Annotated in this window: 12 protein-coding genes and 1 tRNA gene; 9 read left to right on the forward strand and 4 right to left on the reverse strand. The window is 55.6% G+C overall.

Going from position 1 to position 14,836, the window contains the following annotated elements:
* Window positions 1-454 precede the first annotated feature (454 nt).
* Window positions 455-1,309, forward strand: a complete 855-nt coding sequence (locus KBY67_RS00005) for a calcium-binding protein (protein ID WP_255107257.1) — start codon at window positions 455-457, stop codon at window positions 1,307-1,309.
* Between the two features lie 57 nt (window positions 1,310-1,366).
* On the opposite strand, the gene KBY67_RS00010 is transcribed toward KBY67_RS00005, so the two are convergent.
* Complete coding sequence (locus KBY67_RS00010) at window positions 1,367-1,546, reverse strand: hypothetical protein (protein WP_255107259.1); 180 nt, start codon at window positions 1,544-1,546, stop codon at window positions 1,367-1,369.
* Window positions 1,547-2,140: 594 nt separating this feature from the next.
* On the opposite strand from KBY67_RS00010, the gene KBY67_RS00015 reads away from it, so the two are divergent.
* The 3 genes from KBY67_RS00015 (at window position 2,141) to KBY67_RS00025 (ending at window position 3,538) form a co-directional block, all read left to right on the forward strand.
* On the forward strand, window positions 2,141-2,704 hold the full coding sequence (locus tag KBY67_RS00015; protein ID WP_255107260.1) for a hypothetical protein: 564 nt from the start codon (window positions 2,141-2,143) through the stop codon (window positions 2,702-2,704).
* Between the two features lie 201 nt (window positions 2,705-2,905).
* Entirely contained in the window at window positions 2,906-3,133 is a 228-nt protein-coding gene (locus KBY67_RS00020) for a hypothetical protein (RefSeq protein WP_255107262.1), read from the forward strand.
* Window positions 3,134-3,295: 162 nt separating this feature from the next.
* Window positions 3,296-3,538, forward strand: coding sequence for a hypothetical protein (locus tag KBY67_RS00025; RefSeq protein WP_255107264.1), 243 nt, complete (start codon window positions 3,296-3,298; stop codon window positions 3,536-3,538).
* A 218-nt stretch (window positions 3,539-3,756) separates the two neighbouring features.
* Here the strand turns inward: KBY67_RS00025 and secA are convergent, their stop codons facing one another.
* On the reverse strand, window positions 3,757-6,594 hold the full coding sequence (secA, locus tag KBY67_RS00030; protein ID WP_255107266.1) for a preprotein translocase subunit SecA: 2,838 nt from the start codon (window positions 6,592-6,594) through the stop codon (window positions 3,757-3,759).
* A 400-nt stretch (window positions 6,595-6,994) separates the two neighbouring features.
* On the opposite strand from secA, the gene KBY67_RS14715 reads away from it, so the two are divergent.
* On the forward strand, window positions 6,995-7,330 hold the full coding sequence (locus KBY67_RS14715; RefSeq protein WP_315855529.1) for a GNAT family N-acetyltransferase: 336 nt from the start codon (window positions 6,995-6,997) through the stop codon (window positions 7,328-7,330).
* Here KBY67_RS14715 and KBY67_RS00040 read toward each other — a convergent pair.
* A tRNA-Gly gene (locus tag KBY67_RS00040) sits at window positions 7,322-7,393 on the reverse strand. The genes KBY67_RS14715 and KBY67_RS00040 overlap by 9 nt on opposite strands.
* Window positions 7,394-7,488: 95 nt before the next feature.
* On the opposite strand from KBY67_RS00040, the gene KBY67_RS00045 reads away from it, so the two are divergent.
* The 4 genes from KBY67_RS00045 to KBY67_RS14720 all read left to right on the forward strand — a co-directional run bounded on the left by KBY67_RS00045 (window position 7,489) and on the right by KBY67_RS14720 (window position 13,932).
* The gene (locus tag KBY67_RS00045; protein ID WP_255107268.1) at window positions 7,489-8,226 is read left to right on the forward strand and encodes a peptidylprolyl isomerase; all 738 of its coding nucleotides are present in this window, start codon (window positions 7,489-7,491) and stop codon (window positions 8,224-8,226) included.
* Window positions 8,223-11,168 carry a peptidase domain-containing ABC transporter gene (locus KBY67_RS00050; RefSeq protein ID WP_255107271.1) on the forward strand — a complete coding sequence of 982 codons (2,946 nt, stop codon included), beginning with the start codon at window positions 8,223-8,225 and terminating at the stop codon, window positions 11,166-11,168. The genes KBY67_RS00045 and KBY67_RS00050 overlap by 4 nt, the downstream gene beginning before the upstream one ends.
* On the forward strand, window positions 11,168-12,355 hold the full coding sequence (locus tag KBY67_RS00055) for an HlyD family secretion protein (RefSeq protein ID WP_255107273.1): 1,188 nt from the start codon (window positions 11,168-11,170) through the stop codon (window positions 12,353-12,355). Before KBY67_RS00050 ends, KBY67_RS00055 begins: the two co-directional genes overlap by 1 nt.
* Before the next feature lie 272 nt (window positions 12,356-12,627).
* Window positions 12,628-13,932, forward strand: a complete 1,305-nt coding sequence (locus KBY67_RS14720) for a calcium-binding protein (protein ID WP_255107275.1) — start codon at window positions 12,628-12,630, stop codon at window positions 13,930-13,932.
* Window positions 13,933-14,022: 90 nt separating this feature from the next.
* Here KBY67_RS14720 and KBY67_RS00065 read toward each other — a convergent pair whose 3' ends face one another.
* Window positions 14,023-14,823, reverse strand: a complete 801-nt coding sequence (locus KBY67_RS00065) for a hypothetical protein (RefSeq protein WP_255107277.1) — start codon at window positions 14,821-14,823, stop codon at window positions 14,023-14,025.
* Window positions 14,824-14,836: the final 13 nt, after the last annotated feature.

Genomic DNA, 14,836 nt, shown 5'->3' on the forward strand with positions numbered 1-14,836 from the left:
TGTGTTGACGCAGGAGGCCGATCAGCTCACGATGGAGCCGGGTCTGGGGATCCACTGGGGATTGGATTGGTTTCGCAGCCCCAAGCTCCCATGGCTCCCTGCCCACCCCATTGACTGAGACGCATGCTGTTGCAAGGGTCCTCAGACTTGTGTCGGGCAGTCAGCTGATCGCCTCCATGGCGACCCTGGCCTTGAACTCGGGGCTGTGCGTGCGGCGCTTGCTCAACTCCTTCGGAGAAGGCGTCGCCAACGGTGGGAGCCCCTTCTCAGGGGCGGTGCCCCGCCTCAGAGGTTAACGATGGGGCCTGTCCAGAAAACCCAGTCCACCTCACCCGCTTAGGCTCCGAAAGGCCGCTCAAGCAACCTACTATCTAATCAGCAAGAAATATTTCATCTCTTACTTAACAACCCATTTCTCGGATAATAATGAAATTGCTTGCGTAAGTAATGCTTCATGGCTTCAACTCCATCCGCCGTCAGAAATACCCCAGCCGTTGGAGACGATGGCGTCGTTAGATTTTCCATAGAAAGCGACGATGTCAACCTGAACGACTTTATTGGAGTAACCAATGGAACCGGAAGCCTAGTCGCGATGCTTGATGGCGATGACGTAGTTATCGCATCTGAGAAGGAAATTACTGGCAGTTACGCTAACCGTGTCGGCGGCAATAAAGGCAACGACGTACTAAATGGAAGCAGTTTTCAAGATCAATTCCTTGGAGGCCAGGGGGATGATTTTGTTTCAGGCCTTGGAGGCGATGATTTCCTGAACGGCAATCTTGGAAGCGATGCAGTAAGAGGAGGTGATGGCAATGATGTAGTCAGAGGTGGACAAGGCCTTGATCTGCTCTACGGGGGCAGCGGCGACGACATACTGACTGGCGATTTTGACAATGACGACTTGAGAGGAGATGAGGGTAGGGATATTTTTGGAATAAGAACAGAAACGGATGCCTTTGGAGACATAAATAAAATTGATCATATCGTGGACTTCACTGCAGGTCAAGACCGGATTGCCATTAAAGGTATTAACTCATTTTTTGATTTAACCTTCATCCAGGAGACAGCTCCAGATTTCGAAGAACAGCCTGATGGAAATTTCGAGAAGAATGACAACATCCCGGGCGTATCAGTAATAGCCTTAATTGACGGCTCTCAAAAATATTTATGCTTTATCCGAAATGTCACGTTAGAACAAGTCCAATCAAGTGCTAATTTTATCACTGGCACCACGGCCGACGACTTGTTTAGCAAACTTACCCCTGATGCATTCCTTCAAAATCCTAACCTTATCCAATCTTATCTTTAATATCCAATGATTCTTCACTGCCTCCAGGCGCGTGCGCATCCCTTCAGAGGCAACGGATCACGAGATCAGCCATGGCCGCGACAACACTTGGACGCTCAGGGCCAAATAGACCAAGAACACGTCAGTGTTAACTAGCTCGGCGCCAGCTGGATCGTTGAGGTGAGAAAAACCGGCAGCCGCGACGGCCAGCCGTTCCAAGCCGCCACCCTGTTTCTCTCCTAGCACCAGTCGCACCACCCCAGAAGGGCTGCTGCGACTGGTGCTAGGAGGCCGTTGCACGAATAAACAGTCCACCTCTGCCGTGAAAGCCCTGGCGTGGATCGGACCTGCTGCGATTCCACCGTCGGCGCTCTGACTACGGCGCCTTCATCTGTTGGCAGCCCCCGGCGGGAGCCACCGGGGGCCAGGGGGCCTTTATGTCAACGTCCAGCTGAATTTGAACAACTTGAGGAGGTTGTGGCCTGTGCTCATCAGCGACCACTCTCCGTTCACCTTCTGACGCCCCCTCAGCAGGAAGCGCCGCAGGCTGCCCGGTGTCAACTACGTAGGCGGCGCGTTGACTCGTCAGTCTTGTTACTCCTAGGATCTGTGTTGACTCACTGAAAATGCTCCTTTTGTGGATCGCTCGACATCAGCTGATCCCAGGGCCCAGCGTCTGCGGCGCCAGCAGCTTCTGGAGGCTGCCCGCAGCCGTTACCCAACCTTGAGCTATCAGGAGAAGGGTGCCCTGGTGGATGAGCTGGTTGAGCTGAGCGGGTTCCACCGCAAATCGGTGCTGACGCTGGTCACGATTCAGCTGAGGTTGGCAGGAGCCGCCGCTATGGCCCGGAGGTGGTTCAGCTGTTGGAAACGCTCTGGGAGGCGAGTGACCATCTCTGCGGTAAACGCCTGGCGGCGGTACTTCCCACACTGATGACGGCGCTGGAGCGCCATGGCCATTGGCAAGTTGATTCGGATCTACGGCAAAAGCTGCTGCAGATCAGCCCGGCGACGATGGATCGACTGCTGGCACCCGCCCGCTCTGCCCAGGGCGGTCAGCATCGCCGCCGCCGTACACGCGTTGTCACGGGGGTACGGCGGCGTACCACGGTGCGCACGTTCAACGGCTGGAAAGGCGTCGAGCCGGGCTGGTTTGAGATGGACCTGGTGGCCCACTGCGGCGGGCGTATGGAGGGCCCGTTCCTGTGGACACTGGTACTCACCGATGTGGCGAGCGGCTGGAGCGAATGTGTGCCCTTGCCCAGCCGCGATGGGCTGATGGTGCGCTCTGCGCTGCAGGAGCTGCAGACGCTGATGCCACTGCCGCTGCGCGGTCTCGACGTGGATAACGACACGGCATTCATGAACGAGGAGCTTGAGCGCTGGTGCGCCGAGGCTGCCAAACCGGTGGAGTGAGGTGGACGGAGAAAGCGAACCGAGCAGCGAGACCGATCGATCAGCAAGTAATCAGGAGCTGAACGCCTTTCTGGGCAGCCTACGGCTGCTGTGGCGGCAGAGCGAACCTGCCAAGCGCGGAGGCTGGGATGTGCCAAAGCGCACCTACCGCACGCGGGTGGATCCGACCCTGGGGTGTTGGCCCCTGGTGTTGCCGGGCTCATGGCCGATCCCTTGCTCACAGGCCAGCAGGCGATGCCACGGCTGGAGCAGGAGCACCCGGGGCTGTATCTCGGCAGCCTGCGCACGTTGCAGAGGCGGATGGGTGAGTGGCGCGTTACCCATGCCGAACAGGTGGTCGGCCAGCAGATGGGGGCAATCCGGGACCAGGAAAACAGCCAGCTCAACAGCAAGAAGTCACTGCAGACCAGGCGTCAACTAGATGGGTAACAAATCACGTGAGGCAACGCGCCCGCCTACGTAGTTGACACCAGGCAGTAGTCCCCGGGTTGGCATGGCCAGTGGATCGGCTGCCCCCAGTCCCAACGTTTCCGCGTCGAGACTCTGCTCCTGGAGCTTCTGCAGTGCCAGCTCGCGTGCGGTATCGGCGCGTTGCTGCTTCTGGTGCACCCGGCTGCTGAGCTTTTCTTTGCTGTCGTCGTCGCCTTGCTCGGCCTCCTTGGCGGCAGCTTCCGCCTGCTTCTGGCGCCGACGGGCTTGGCTGCAGCGGCTTCTGCCTCCAGCTCAACCTTGGCCGGATGGCTGGATTTCAGACGATCCGGGCAGGCAGGCGGTGATTCACAACATCACGACGCTCTTGGCGATGGCGATAAGACAACCGGAACCAAGCCCTGATTAGAACTCTGAATCAGACCAGGCCCTGGTCAGATGAGGATCCAGCGCCAGTGGCATCGGGACCAGCTCCATCAACGCCAAACCCGGCAGTGGCACAATCCATGGGTTGATCACAAAGCTGTCACACAGCAGAACCGCTTGACAAGCCAAGCTCACCGTACGGGACAACTAGTTGAAAGCGATGCGGAACTCCCGAAGCTGGACATTCACCCGACCACTCAGGCAGTTGCAGCTGAGGTTTCAAGGCGGGGCTGAAACATGAACATCGAATAGATCACGTTGCGACGCATTGAGGTCATCATGTCTAGGAACATGTCATAGCCCTCATTCTTGTATTCGATCAGGGGATCTTTCTGGCCGTAGCCGCGCAGACCCACGGATTCGCGCAAGGCATCCATGGCCTGGAGATGCTCGCGCCAGAGGGTATCTATCTGCTGGAGGATGAAGAAGCGCTCAGCCTCCCGCATCAGACCAGGGCGGGACTGATCAATCTGGCTCTCCTTTATGTCATAGGCATTGCGGAGTTGCTCGCGCAGGAAGGCCTTGAGCTCTTCGGTATTGAGGCCCGCGAGCTGGTCAGGGGTGAGATCCTCCAGTAAGTAAACGAACTCCTGCACCTTGGCCACCAGCTGGCCCAGATCCCATTCCTCGGGGGGGAGGTCGGGATTCACATAAGCCTCAACGATGTCGGACATGGTGCGCTCGCCGTAGCCGATCACCTGCAGCTTGAGCTCACGGCCTTCAAGCACGCGCCGCCGCTCGGCATAGACGGCCTTGCGCTGATTGTTCATGACCTCGTCGTACTCGAACACCTGCTTGCGAATGTCGTAGTAGTAGGTTTCCACTTTCTTCTGGGCCCCCTCCAGCGAGCGGGTGAGCATGCCGGATTCGATCGGCATGTCTTCCTCGACGCGGAAGGCATTCATCAACCCGGCTACGCGATCACCACCGAAGATGCGCAGCAGGTTGTCTTCCAGCGAGAGGAAAAAGCGAGTACTGCCGGGGTCGCCCTGACGGCCGGCGCGGCCGCGCAGCTGGTTGTCGACCCGGCGTGACTCATGGCGCTCGGTGCCGATCACATGCAAGCCACCGGCCTGGCGCACCTGCTCCTCCTCCTGCTTCACCACCGCGTCGTACTCGCCGCGCACACGGGCGATCGCCTGGCGCAGCTGCTGAATCTGGGGATCTTCAGCGGGAGCCTTCTCGGCTGCCTGGGCGATGCGATCTTCCAGCTCCAGAACCGTTAGAGACCTGTCACCCCAGGACTTCACCAGCTCCCGGGCTAGCTCGCCAAGCTCATGTTCGCTGTCGTCGCTGAGGGCGCAAGGGTAGAGGGAAGCGATGGCCCGCGCCTCACTCGGGGCCGCCGGCTGCGCCTGTTCTGATTCCTTGCCGAAACCGGCCGCAGCAGCCTGGCGCGGCATGGGAACCGGCAGCTGATGATCCTCCTCAGGACGCACCAGGCGCGGCAACAGCACTTCCCGCAACTTGAGGCGGGCCATGTAATCGGAGTTGCCACCCAGGATGATGTCGGTACCGCGGCCAGCCATGTTGGTGGCGATGGTCACGGCGCCAGCCCGGCCGGCCTGGGCGATGATCTCGGCCTCGCGCTCCACATTCTCGGGCTTGGCATTGAGAAGGTTGTGGGGAATTCCCTGCTCTGAAAGCAGCCCAGAGAGCAATTCGGACTTTTCGACGCTGGTGGTACCAACCAGGGCCGGGCGGCCAGACTGGTGAATCTCAGCCGTTTCCGTCGCAACGGCGCGCCATTTGGCAGCTTCGTTCTTATAGACCTGATCCACCAGATCCTGGCGGGAGCGGGGCCGGTTAGTGGGCACCACCGTGACCTCGAGTTTGTAGGTTTTCTCGAATTCCACTTCCTCAGTTTTGGCGGTGCCGGTCATGCCGGCCAGGCGCGGGTAAAGCAGGAAGAAGTTCTGGTAAGTGATGCTGGCAAGAGTCTGGGTTTCCGGCTGGATCTCCAGCTCCTCCTTGGCCTCGATCGCCTGGTGCTGCCCATCACTCCAGCGCCGGCCCGGCATCACCCTGCCAGTGAACTCGTCAACGATCACGGCATCGGAGCCACGCACGATATAATTCACATCACGCACAAAAAGTTCCTTGGCCTTGAGGGAATTAGTGATGTAGTGGGCCCAGGGATCAGCGGGATCGAACAGGTCGAGCACACCAAGCATCTTCTCTGCCTTGGCATAGCCCTCATCGGTGAGGGTCACATTGCGCTGCTTCTCGTCCACCTCATAATCGCCCTCCGGATCGATGCCGTCCTTGGCCATGCCCTGCGCACGTTCCAGGGCTGCGGCAATCTCGGCCGCACGCATGTACTTCTCCTGGGGACGCTCCACCTGACCGGAAATAATCAGGGGGGTGCGGGCCTCATCCACGAGGATTGAATCCACCTCATCGATGATGCAGTAGTTGGAATTTCGCTGCACCACCTCCTCGATGTCGTTGGCCATGTTGTCGCGAAGGTAGTCGAACCCGAGCTCGCTGTTGGTGGCATAGGTGATGTCACAGGCGTAGTTACGGCGCCGATCGAGCGGGGCCATGTCCTGCTGGATCAGGCCAACGGAGAGGCCTAGGAAGCGATGCACCTGCCCCATCCACTCGGCGTCGCGGCGGGCGAGGTAGTCGTTCACGGTCACCACGTGAACACCGGCGCCGGTGAGGGCGTTGAGGTAAGCCGGCAGGGTGGCCACCAGGGTTTTGCCTTCGCCGGTCTTCATCTCGGCGATCTGGCCCTCGTGCAGCACCATGCCGCCGATCAGCTGCACATCGAAGTGGCGCATGCCCAGCACCCGCTTGCCGGCCTCACGCACCACCGCAAAGGCCTCGGGCAGCAGCTCATCCAGCAGCTGGCGCTGGCTGGATGTGGAGGCGGTCTTCTCCAGCCGTTGGCGGAACGCGGCGGTTTTGCCGCGCAGCTGATCGTCGCTGAGGGGGGCTATCTCCTCCTCCAGCAGGTTGATGTCCGAAACAATCGGCTGGTAACGCTTGAGCTTGCGGGCGTTGGGATCACCAAGCAGCAGCTTGAGCATGGATTCCATCGGCCAGGTTGGACCAGCCTAACATCGGAGGCTAGGGCCCTGCTGCCGAGAAGTGAGCTGGGGCAAGGGTTTTGCTACCCGCAGCCCTCACTCACACCCCCGCCACCCCAGCCCTAGTCAGTCCACAGGACCCCCCACGCTTCGGCCCTGGAGTGCCCGAGGCAGAGGATCATTAAGTGGACTGATCGACCAGCCCTTGAGCTCAGCAAAACCAGCCACCGCCCACCGGGCGGGTCAGATCCAATTAATCCGTCACCTGCCGGGCTCCCCTGGCCTGCGCCTGGGCCTGGGCCCTGCAGGCCGTCCACAGGAAGGCATGCGGCAACTGAAATGCCTACTCGATCAGGATAGTTTCTGGGCCCGGGGACGCAGTGTGCGCCAGCTGAGACGGATGCTGGCAGGCAGTGACGCTGCGGTAACTGCCTGGACATCCTCTGCGATCAGCGATGGCAAGCCGCTTCAGCTGGTGGGTTTCGGGCGAGCTACCAGTGACGGGTTGTTCCGGGCGGTACTATGGGATGTTGTGGTATCTGCCAGCTACAGAGGGAAGGGGATAGGGCGTCTCATGGTGCGCGCCTTGCTGGAGGCACCTGCCCTAGTCAAAACCGAACGTGTGTACCTGATGACGACCAGTGGTCAGACCTTCTACCGCCAGCTTGGGTTCAACGAAGTCGGCACTCAAAACCTGCTGGTGATCAACCAAGGATCAACGAGGTTAAGCGGATGAAGAGATTCGAACTCTCGACCCTCTCCTTGGCAAGGAGATGCTCTACCACTGAGCTACATCCGCATATCGTGGCTGCCCACTCCGGAATCATGCCCCATGGAGGCCCCCCGGGTCAAATCCCAGGGGTACGGGGATGGAGGGGGGGTAAATTAGGAAGGATGACCCCCCATCTCGAGAAACTGCCCCCTGAAGTGCTCAAACTGCTCAGCCGCCACAGCCTCCTTCGCAAGCTAGTCCAAGCCGAGGTCGTCCAGGCCGCCGTCGGCACTGAGGCTCTGAGCGACGCGGAAGCAGAAGAGGCCGCCAAGGCGTTTCGTCAGCGTTTCAACAATCAAAACGAAGAGGCCATCGCTACGTTCACTCAACATCAGGGGCTAACAAAGGAGGCCTTGGAGTGGCAGATCCAACTCCCCAGCAAGATCAAGCGTCACTGCCTTGAGCACTTCATGGGCAAAGCAGAGTCGCACTTTCTGAGCCGGAAGAACCAACTCGATCAAGCTGTCTATAGCCTCATCAGGGTTAGAGATCCATATCTGGCACGGGAGCTCTATCTTCGCCTTGACGCTGGAGAGGCAGATTTTGCAGAACTTGCCTCCACACACTCCGAAGGTATGGAGAAAAGCACGCGGGGAATTGTTGGACCAGCCCCTCTTACCAGAGCACATCCATTGCTCGCTGAGCGATTGCGAACCAGTACTCCAGGCGAGGTCCAAGAGCCAATCTCTATTGAAGGCTGGTGGCTCATTTTGAGACTAGAAAGTCTTCAGCCAGCAACCTTTGACGAGAAGTCAGCAGGACGGATGGCTGGAGAGTTGTTTGAACTGTGGGTGCAGGAAGAAACCAGCCGTAGACTTGCCAAACTTCCCATATTTAAAGACAACTCTCCCACGGAATGACAAAGACCCTCGCCGCTTCCCTCTTTCTGCATCCTGCCTTTCGTTCTCTGAGCTCCGATTCAAAAGAGCTCCTTGAGACTAGAACTTCTTTGCTTCGATATCGGGTCGGTCAAAGCCTCACAGATTCATCAGTACTCCCTGCCAAGGTTTTAATACTGGTTAAGGGGCACGCCCGCCTCCTTGGCAAGGAAAAGGGTCGAACCATCACCCTAGCAAGGCTGGAACCGGGAAATATCGTTGGCCTGGTGTCACTCTTACGTGGCGAGCCATGTGAGTCGGTCAGTGCTTCGGAAGAGCTCCTGGCGGCCTCAATAGACGATCGACTAATTGTTGAACTATATCGCACAGAGCCAGGATTCAGAAGTTGGTGCCAAACGAACGTATGGCCTGCGGAAGTTGCCTCAATCTTAGAGGAGCAATATCGTCTTGATGCCACTAGTGATCGGTCACTGCTGAGAGTGCTTACAACAGCAGTAGATCAAGCCAGGATCGTGGAACCAGAACGTGCTGCCGTGCAGCGAGAACATCAGGAAGGTCGCGTTGTTTTCCTCGATAGCGTCGCCGAAGGGCATGGCCCGGGCCTTCGCCTGGACGGGAGCAATGAGCTTCCGAAGCCTGTCTCTCCCTTCGGGATACGACTGCTGAGCCTTTCCAGCACCATCTTCATGGTGAATGAAGGACTCGATCGGGCCTCCACGCCGGAAAGCCCTGAATCGTCTTTGTACTTCAACACACAGCCTCTGGATGCACCGGAGTCTCCAGAAGTCAGTCATCTCAGTTTTAAACTGCGTAGCAATAAACCCGTTCGACTTGTGCGAGGGGAAAGCCCAAGCGAGCAGACGCTTGCATGCTTTCAAATGCTCTCTGAAGAAATGAAACTTCCCTTCCGACGGGATTCCATCGATAAGGTACTCCAAGATACATTGAGTCGAGGACAGGCGCCGACACTCCAACTTTGCGGGCAGTTGGCTGCTTCTTTAGGCCTTCATGCAATGTCCGTCAAGGTACCGGCAGAGTTAGGTACACGGATTCAAACTCCTGCGATTCTTTCTTGGAAAGGAGGTTTTGCTCTCGTCGTAGAAAGCCATAATGAAGGTATCACCCTGGCCTCTCCAGCTGATGGCATGGTGGAGCTAACTCCAGCCGAGATAAAGAATTCTTTTACTTCTGGACTAGAACTTCTTATTGTTGAACGGACTACCCGATCACCTGAGCACAAATTTGGACCTGGGTGGTTCTGGCCTGCAATAGAAAAGTATCGTAGCGTCCTTACCCAAGTTCTGATCGCCAGCTTCGTTGTTCAGCTCTTTACACTTGCCAACCCATTACTCATCCAAGTGATCATCGACAAGGTGATCAGCCAACGCAGCCTCGACACACTCCAGGTCATTGGCATAGCACTCGTAGTGGTTACATTACTCGAAGGCGTTCTCGGCAGCTTGCGCACATTCCTGTTTGCAGAAACTACTAATCGAATAGATCATCGCCTCGGGGCTGAGGTAATCGATCACCTCCTTCGTCTACCTCTTGGTTATTTTGATCGTCGTCCTGTTGGGGAACTTAGTTCGCGTGTTGCCGAACTGGAAAAGATTCGCAACTTTCTGACTGGTCAAGCTCTGACCACAGTCATTGATGCTGCGTTCTCGGTTATTTATATCTTAGTGATGTCACTCTATAGCTGGCTACTTACCATCATTGCTTTAGCTGTACTGCCGATTCAAGTTGGGGTAACAGTTCTTGGGGCTCCACTCTTTCGGCGGCAATTCCGTCAAGCAGCAGAAGAAAATGCGCGAACCCAGAGCCATCTTGTCGAAGTTCTCAGTGGCATCCAAACCGTCAAGGCACAAAATGTCGAGATGGTGAGCCGCTGGAAGTGGCAAGACTTATATGGCAATTACATAGCGCGAACATATGAGAAGACAATTACTGGAACAGCCATTAATCAGTTCAGCCAGGTTCTCCAAAAACTATCACAATTAATGGTTTTATGGGTAGGAGCGTCGATGGTCTTAGATGGCCAACTCACTCTTGGGCAACTGATTGCATTCCGCATCATAAGTGGATTCGTGACTCAGCCACTCTTGCGACTATCTAGCATTTGGCAGAACATTCAAGAGCTGAGGGTCTCATTTGAGAGGCTTGCAGACGTCATTGACACACCACAAGAATCGACAGAAGTTGATCAAGCAAAAATCCCACTGCCTTCAATTACTGGAGAAGTTGTTTTTGACGGAATAAACTTCTCATTTCAAGCGAATCAAAAACCAGTACTTAGTAATATAAATCTCAAAATAGCTGCTGGCACTTTTGTGGGAATTGTAGGTCAAAGTGGTAGCGGCAAAAGTACTCTAATGAAGCTACTGCCTAGATTGTACCATCCGGATACCGGAAGGATTCTAATTGATGGCTATGATGTAGACAAAGTAGAGCTGTATTCGCTTAGGCGTCAAGTAGGCATCGTGCCACAAGATCCCTTGCTTTTTGCTGGAACAGTCAATGAGAATATTGCTCTGACCAGGCCTGATGCTGATAGTGATGATATCGTAAGGGCAGCGAGAATGGCTTGCGCGCATGAATTTGTCATGGAACTCCCCAGTGGCTACAGCACTCCTGTAGGAGAGCGCGGTGGCTCACTCAGCGGCGGTCAAAGACAGCGCTTGGCCATAGCCAGAACACTTCTGAGTAACCCCAAGCTACTTGTTCTGGACGAAGCAACAAGCGCTCTTGACTATGATACTGAACGCAGAGTATGCGAAAATCTCTCCAATGGACTCAAGCAATGTACTGTTTTCTTCATTACCCATCGGCTCTCAACAATCCGAACAGCTGATATAATTGTAATGATGCATCAAGGAACTGTAGCTGAGACTGGGACACATTCCGAGCTCATGGCCTTGCGGGGACGGTACTTTGCACTCTATCGCCAGCAGGAGGCAAGTTGATGGCCAAAGCATCTCCCGAGCTGCGAAACTTAGATCGTAGTTTATTGAAAAAGCAGGGTAAGGCAAATTATTTTGACGAGTTAAGCCTGAAGCAGTCCAATACATGGATGCGGGCTACTACTTGGTGCTTAGTTGGTACTACCGCCTTCTCCCTGGCTTGGCTTGCATTGGCGCAAACCGATGAGGTTATTATTGCACGCGGCAAACTCGAACCCATAGGTTCTGTAAAAGATATTCAGATGCCATTAGGAGGTGTAGCTGCAGAGATCTTGGTAAAGGACGGTGATCAAGTTAAAGCAGGCCAGCCCTTGATGCGCATGGACACTGAGGCCAGTCGTCAAAAACAAAAGGCCCTGGCTCAAACAATCAGCCTTACTAAGAACCAGCTTGCCCTGAAGGACGTTGAGATTCAGCGCTTTCTGGAAATGAATAGTCAAGAAGTCACGCAACTCGCTGAGTCGCTGAGTCTTCAAGAAATTATCCTAAAACGCCTTGAAACTCTCGCCAAGCAAGGAGCCTCTTCTGAACTCCAATATCTCCAGCAATCGAATAAAGCTAAAGAAGCTCGAGGACAGCTCATGCAAGCAAAGATTGATCGCTTTAGACAGCTTGCCATCATGGAGCAAAGTATGAAGCAGTTGCGAGGCGAACTGTCTAGCTTGCAAGGCCAACTGTCGGAGATTGACGTAACCATTCGCTATCAAACTCTGCGCTCCCCAGTCGATGGAATCATCTTCGACCTTAAACCCAAATCACCAGGTTATTCGGCTCAAACAACCGAATCAGTCATGAAGGTGGTTCCGTTTAACAAACTTCAGGCTTCGGTTCAGATTCCAAGCTCTAAAATTGGGCTCGTGCGCGTTGGCGTTCCAGCCGAAATCAGCATTGACTCCTTCCCTGCCACTGATTTTGGCACTCTCAAGGGAACGCTCAAATGGATTGGATCTGATGCGTTGGAGCCTGAGCGTAACCGCCAAGCCGAGAATGCAGGCTTTTCTGGAGAAGAATATCGCTATCCAGCGACAGTCCAGCTCGCCAGCCAAAAGCTCGAACTGAAAACTGGCCAGCAACTTCCACTACAGGTGGGCATGTCACTGAATGCCAACATCAAGCTCCGCAAAGTCTCCTATCTGCAGTTGCTGCTCGGCTCCTTCCGCGACAAGGCGGAGTCTCTGAAAAGGATCTGATGAGCACCCCTCCTTCGTTTGGTCACATCAGAACGCCATTTATGTTAGGATTTCAAAATCTTAGTAATTTTGATCGGGTGTCGTCCTGAGCAGTGGGGAAGCACCCTGAGAATAAAAAAACGACTTTGTTACTGCATAGCCCCTTGTCATTGCCCACCTGGGGTTGTGCCAGGTAAATTGCCGTCCCACTTGCAGGGTGTTAAAATTGAAAAGCTGGGCGGAAGCACGTAGTATAAGTGGGCGCTCAGCAACCCACCTCCTCCAAACCAAACGTGGCTTTTACAACCCTTCCTGGCGTCGACGGCGCCCCCACCACCTTCCAAGGAACTGAAGGTGCCGATTCGATTGCCATCGTTGGCACTGACGCCAACGCTCTTGCCTTTGGCAGCTTCGTTGCACAAGGCGAAGCCGGAAACGACACGATCAACTACTCAGGCACACGCACCGACAGCACCATCAGAGGTGGTCAAGGCGATGACCTGATCACCCAGAATATTGTCGGAAACGGTTTTCTTGCCACCAGCTTTGTGGCTGGCAACATTGGCAACGACACCATTGGCAATGCAAGTCTGGGCATTGCAGCCACCCTCTCCACTCTCCAAGGCGGACAGGGCGAAGATAGAATCTTTGCTGGGACCATCCAATCCACTCTAGTGGCTGGGAACCTCGGCGCTGATTACCTCTCGGTCAATGATCAATTTGGCTTTGTCTCCGTAGACAGTTCATCTATCTGGGGTGGTCAAGGAGATGACATCATTGAAGTCACCACTTCATTCCAAGACTCTACTGTTACCAACACCAGCATTGCTGGTAATATTGGTGACGATGTCATCAACCTCGACGTTTTTGGCTCTTTTGCCGGATCAGTCGCCGACGGTGGTGACGGCCAAGATCTCATTGACGCTACCCTCAGCTCCAGCAATCTTTCCCTGATTGGTGGTACTGGAGACGACACTATCTTTGGTGGATCCGGTGAAGACTCCGTCCAAGGCAACGATGACGATGACTGGCTTGCTGGAAGCGACGGCGCTGACGTCGTTGACGGTGGTAGGGGCAATGACCTCATCACTGGTTCTTTTTACGATGGCAACGTATACGACGGTGATTTCACAGGAGATATCCTCAGTGGCGGAACCGGAACCAACCGTTTCGTGATTCGTGATGGATCTTCTGGCGGTTTTCCCTTTTTCAACGACCTTGACGGCAATGGTCTTATCACCACTGGTGATTCCATCACCACCGATTTAGCCGGAACTGCTGATGTGATCACCGACTGGAATTCCGGTACCGTTAACACCCTGGACACCGGCATCTCCGGCCTTTTGAGCTTCAATGGCTTTGGCAACTTTATGTCCTTGGGCTTTGGTATCTTCAATGGAATCGAACAGAACAATGCCGTCCGCGGCAGCTACGATGATTCTACTGGAAACTTCTTTATAGATGTTCTTGGCTCAGATATCGCTGTTTGGTCTTCGGAATTTGCATTTGGTTTTGTCCAGAACAACGTTACCATCCTTGATGGCACTGGTATCAACTTCAATACCACTATCACCGAAGGTACCTTTGTCACCGTCTGACGCTACATAGCACCAGATCGCATCACATTCCTGCCCCCTCCTACGAGGGGGCTTTTTTATTGGTTGTGCCTGTTGGTTGCTTGGGCGGGCTTAGCCCAAAAGTTGCGGCAATCGCCCCAGATAGCCCAAGAACGACGGGAACGCATGCTCGATGGCGAGAAAGTCTCGGCAGTGCCAGGCAGGTTTCCAGACGGGAAACACCGAAAGGGCCGTATAGGTGGCCACGCTCTCCAGAGGTCCCACGAAACCGTCAATCGGTTGCGGTCGGCCACGCAGATGTTGCCGCTGGGGGGCTGTGAGCGCGAACAGACCACTGTGCGGGTTGCCAGGGGCATCAAAGGTCACCTCCTGGCCATCCCAGAAGCGGCCTTCGGCCACTTGCGTCATCGGGCGGTAGTACCGGCCAATGAAGTCGTCACGCAGCGGCCCATCCACGTAGAGACGGGCATGCTCTGGATCGCGGCTGCACTCGTAGCGGTGAGGCATCAGCACCACCTTGTGCTGCGTGCGTTCGCTGAACCAGATCAATTTGTCGACGAACAAGCGGTCGTGGATGACGAGATCGTCTTCGAGGTAGAGGGAGAGATCGGCTGGTTCCTCGACCTTGAGCAGGTAGTCGCGTGCGGCGGCCGGCAGCAGGCGTGGATTCTCCAGCACCTCGTGGTGCACCTGGATCCTGCCGGCGAAGCACTCGAGCACATCGGAGAGGCATTCCTCTCCGCTCACGAATACGTGGCAATCGATCCGCACCCCAGCAAGACAGCTGCGGATCGTGGAAGGGGGAGCGCTGCGAAGGCCTTGATGGCCGATGTCGAGGATCGTCTCCTCCTCGCTGCGCGCCAAAGAGAGCACCGAACCCAAACAACGACCGAGGGCAACAGCCCGGCGCATCGTCTTGCCGCTC

The sequence above is a fragment of the Synechococcus sp. RedBA-s genome (assembly GCF_024345495.1).
Taxonomy (GTDB): Bacteria; Cyanobacteriota; Cyanobacteriia; order PCC-6307; family Cyanobiaceae; genus Regnicoccus_A.

What these genes read in the sequence shown, in the direction of transcription:
- KBY67_RS00020 (WP_255107262.1), top strand. Translation starts at nt 2,906, where the DNA reads ATGGCCGATCCCTTGCTCACAGGCCAGCAGGCGATGCCACGGCTGGAG.
- KBY67_RS00005 (WP_255107257.1), top strand. Translation starts at nt 455, where the DNA reads ATGGCTTCAACTCCATCCGCCGTCAGAAATACCCCAGCCGTTGGAGAC.
- KBY67_RS00055 (WP_255107273.1), top strand. Translation starts at nt 11,168, where the DNA reads ATGGCCAAAGCATCTCCCGAGCTGCGAAACTTAGATCGTAGTTTATTG.
- KBY67_RS14715 (WP_315855529.1), top strand. Translation starts at nt 6,995, where the DNA reads ATGCTGGCAGGCAGTGACGCTGCGGTAACTGCCTGGACATCCTCTGCG.
- secA (WP_255107266.1), bottom strand. Translation starts at nt 6,594, where the DNA reads ATGCTCAAGCTGCTGCTTGGTGATCCCAACGCCCGCAAGCTCAAGCGT.
- KBY67_RS00050 (WP_255107271.1), top strand. Translation starts at nt 8,223, where the DNA reads ATGACAAAGACCCTCGCCGCTTCCCTCTTTCTGCATCCTGCCTTTCGT.
- KBY67_RS00065 (WP_255107277.1), bottom strand. Translation starts at nt 14,823, where the DNA reads ATGCGCCGGGCTGTTGCCCTCGGTCGTTGTTTGGGTTCGGTGCTCTCT.
- KBY67_RS00045 (WP_255107268.1), top strand. Translation starts at nt 7,489, where the DNA reads ATGACCCCCCATCTCGAGAAACTGCCCCCTGAAGTGCTCAAACTGCTC.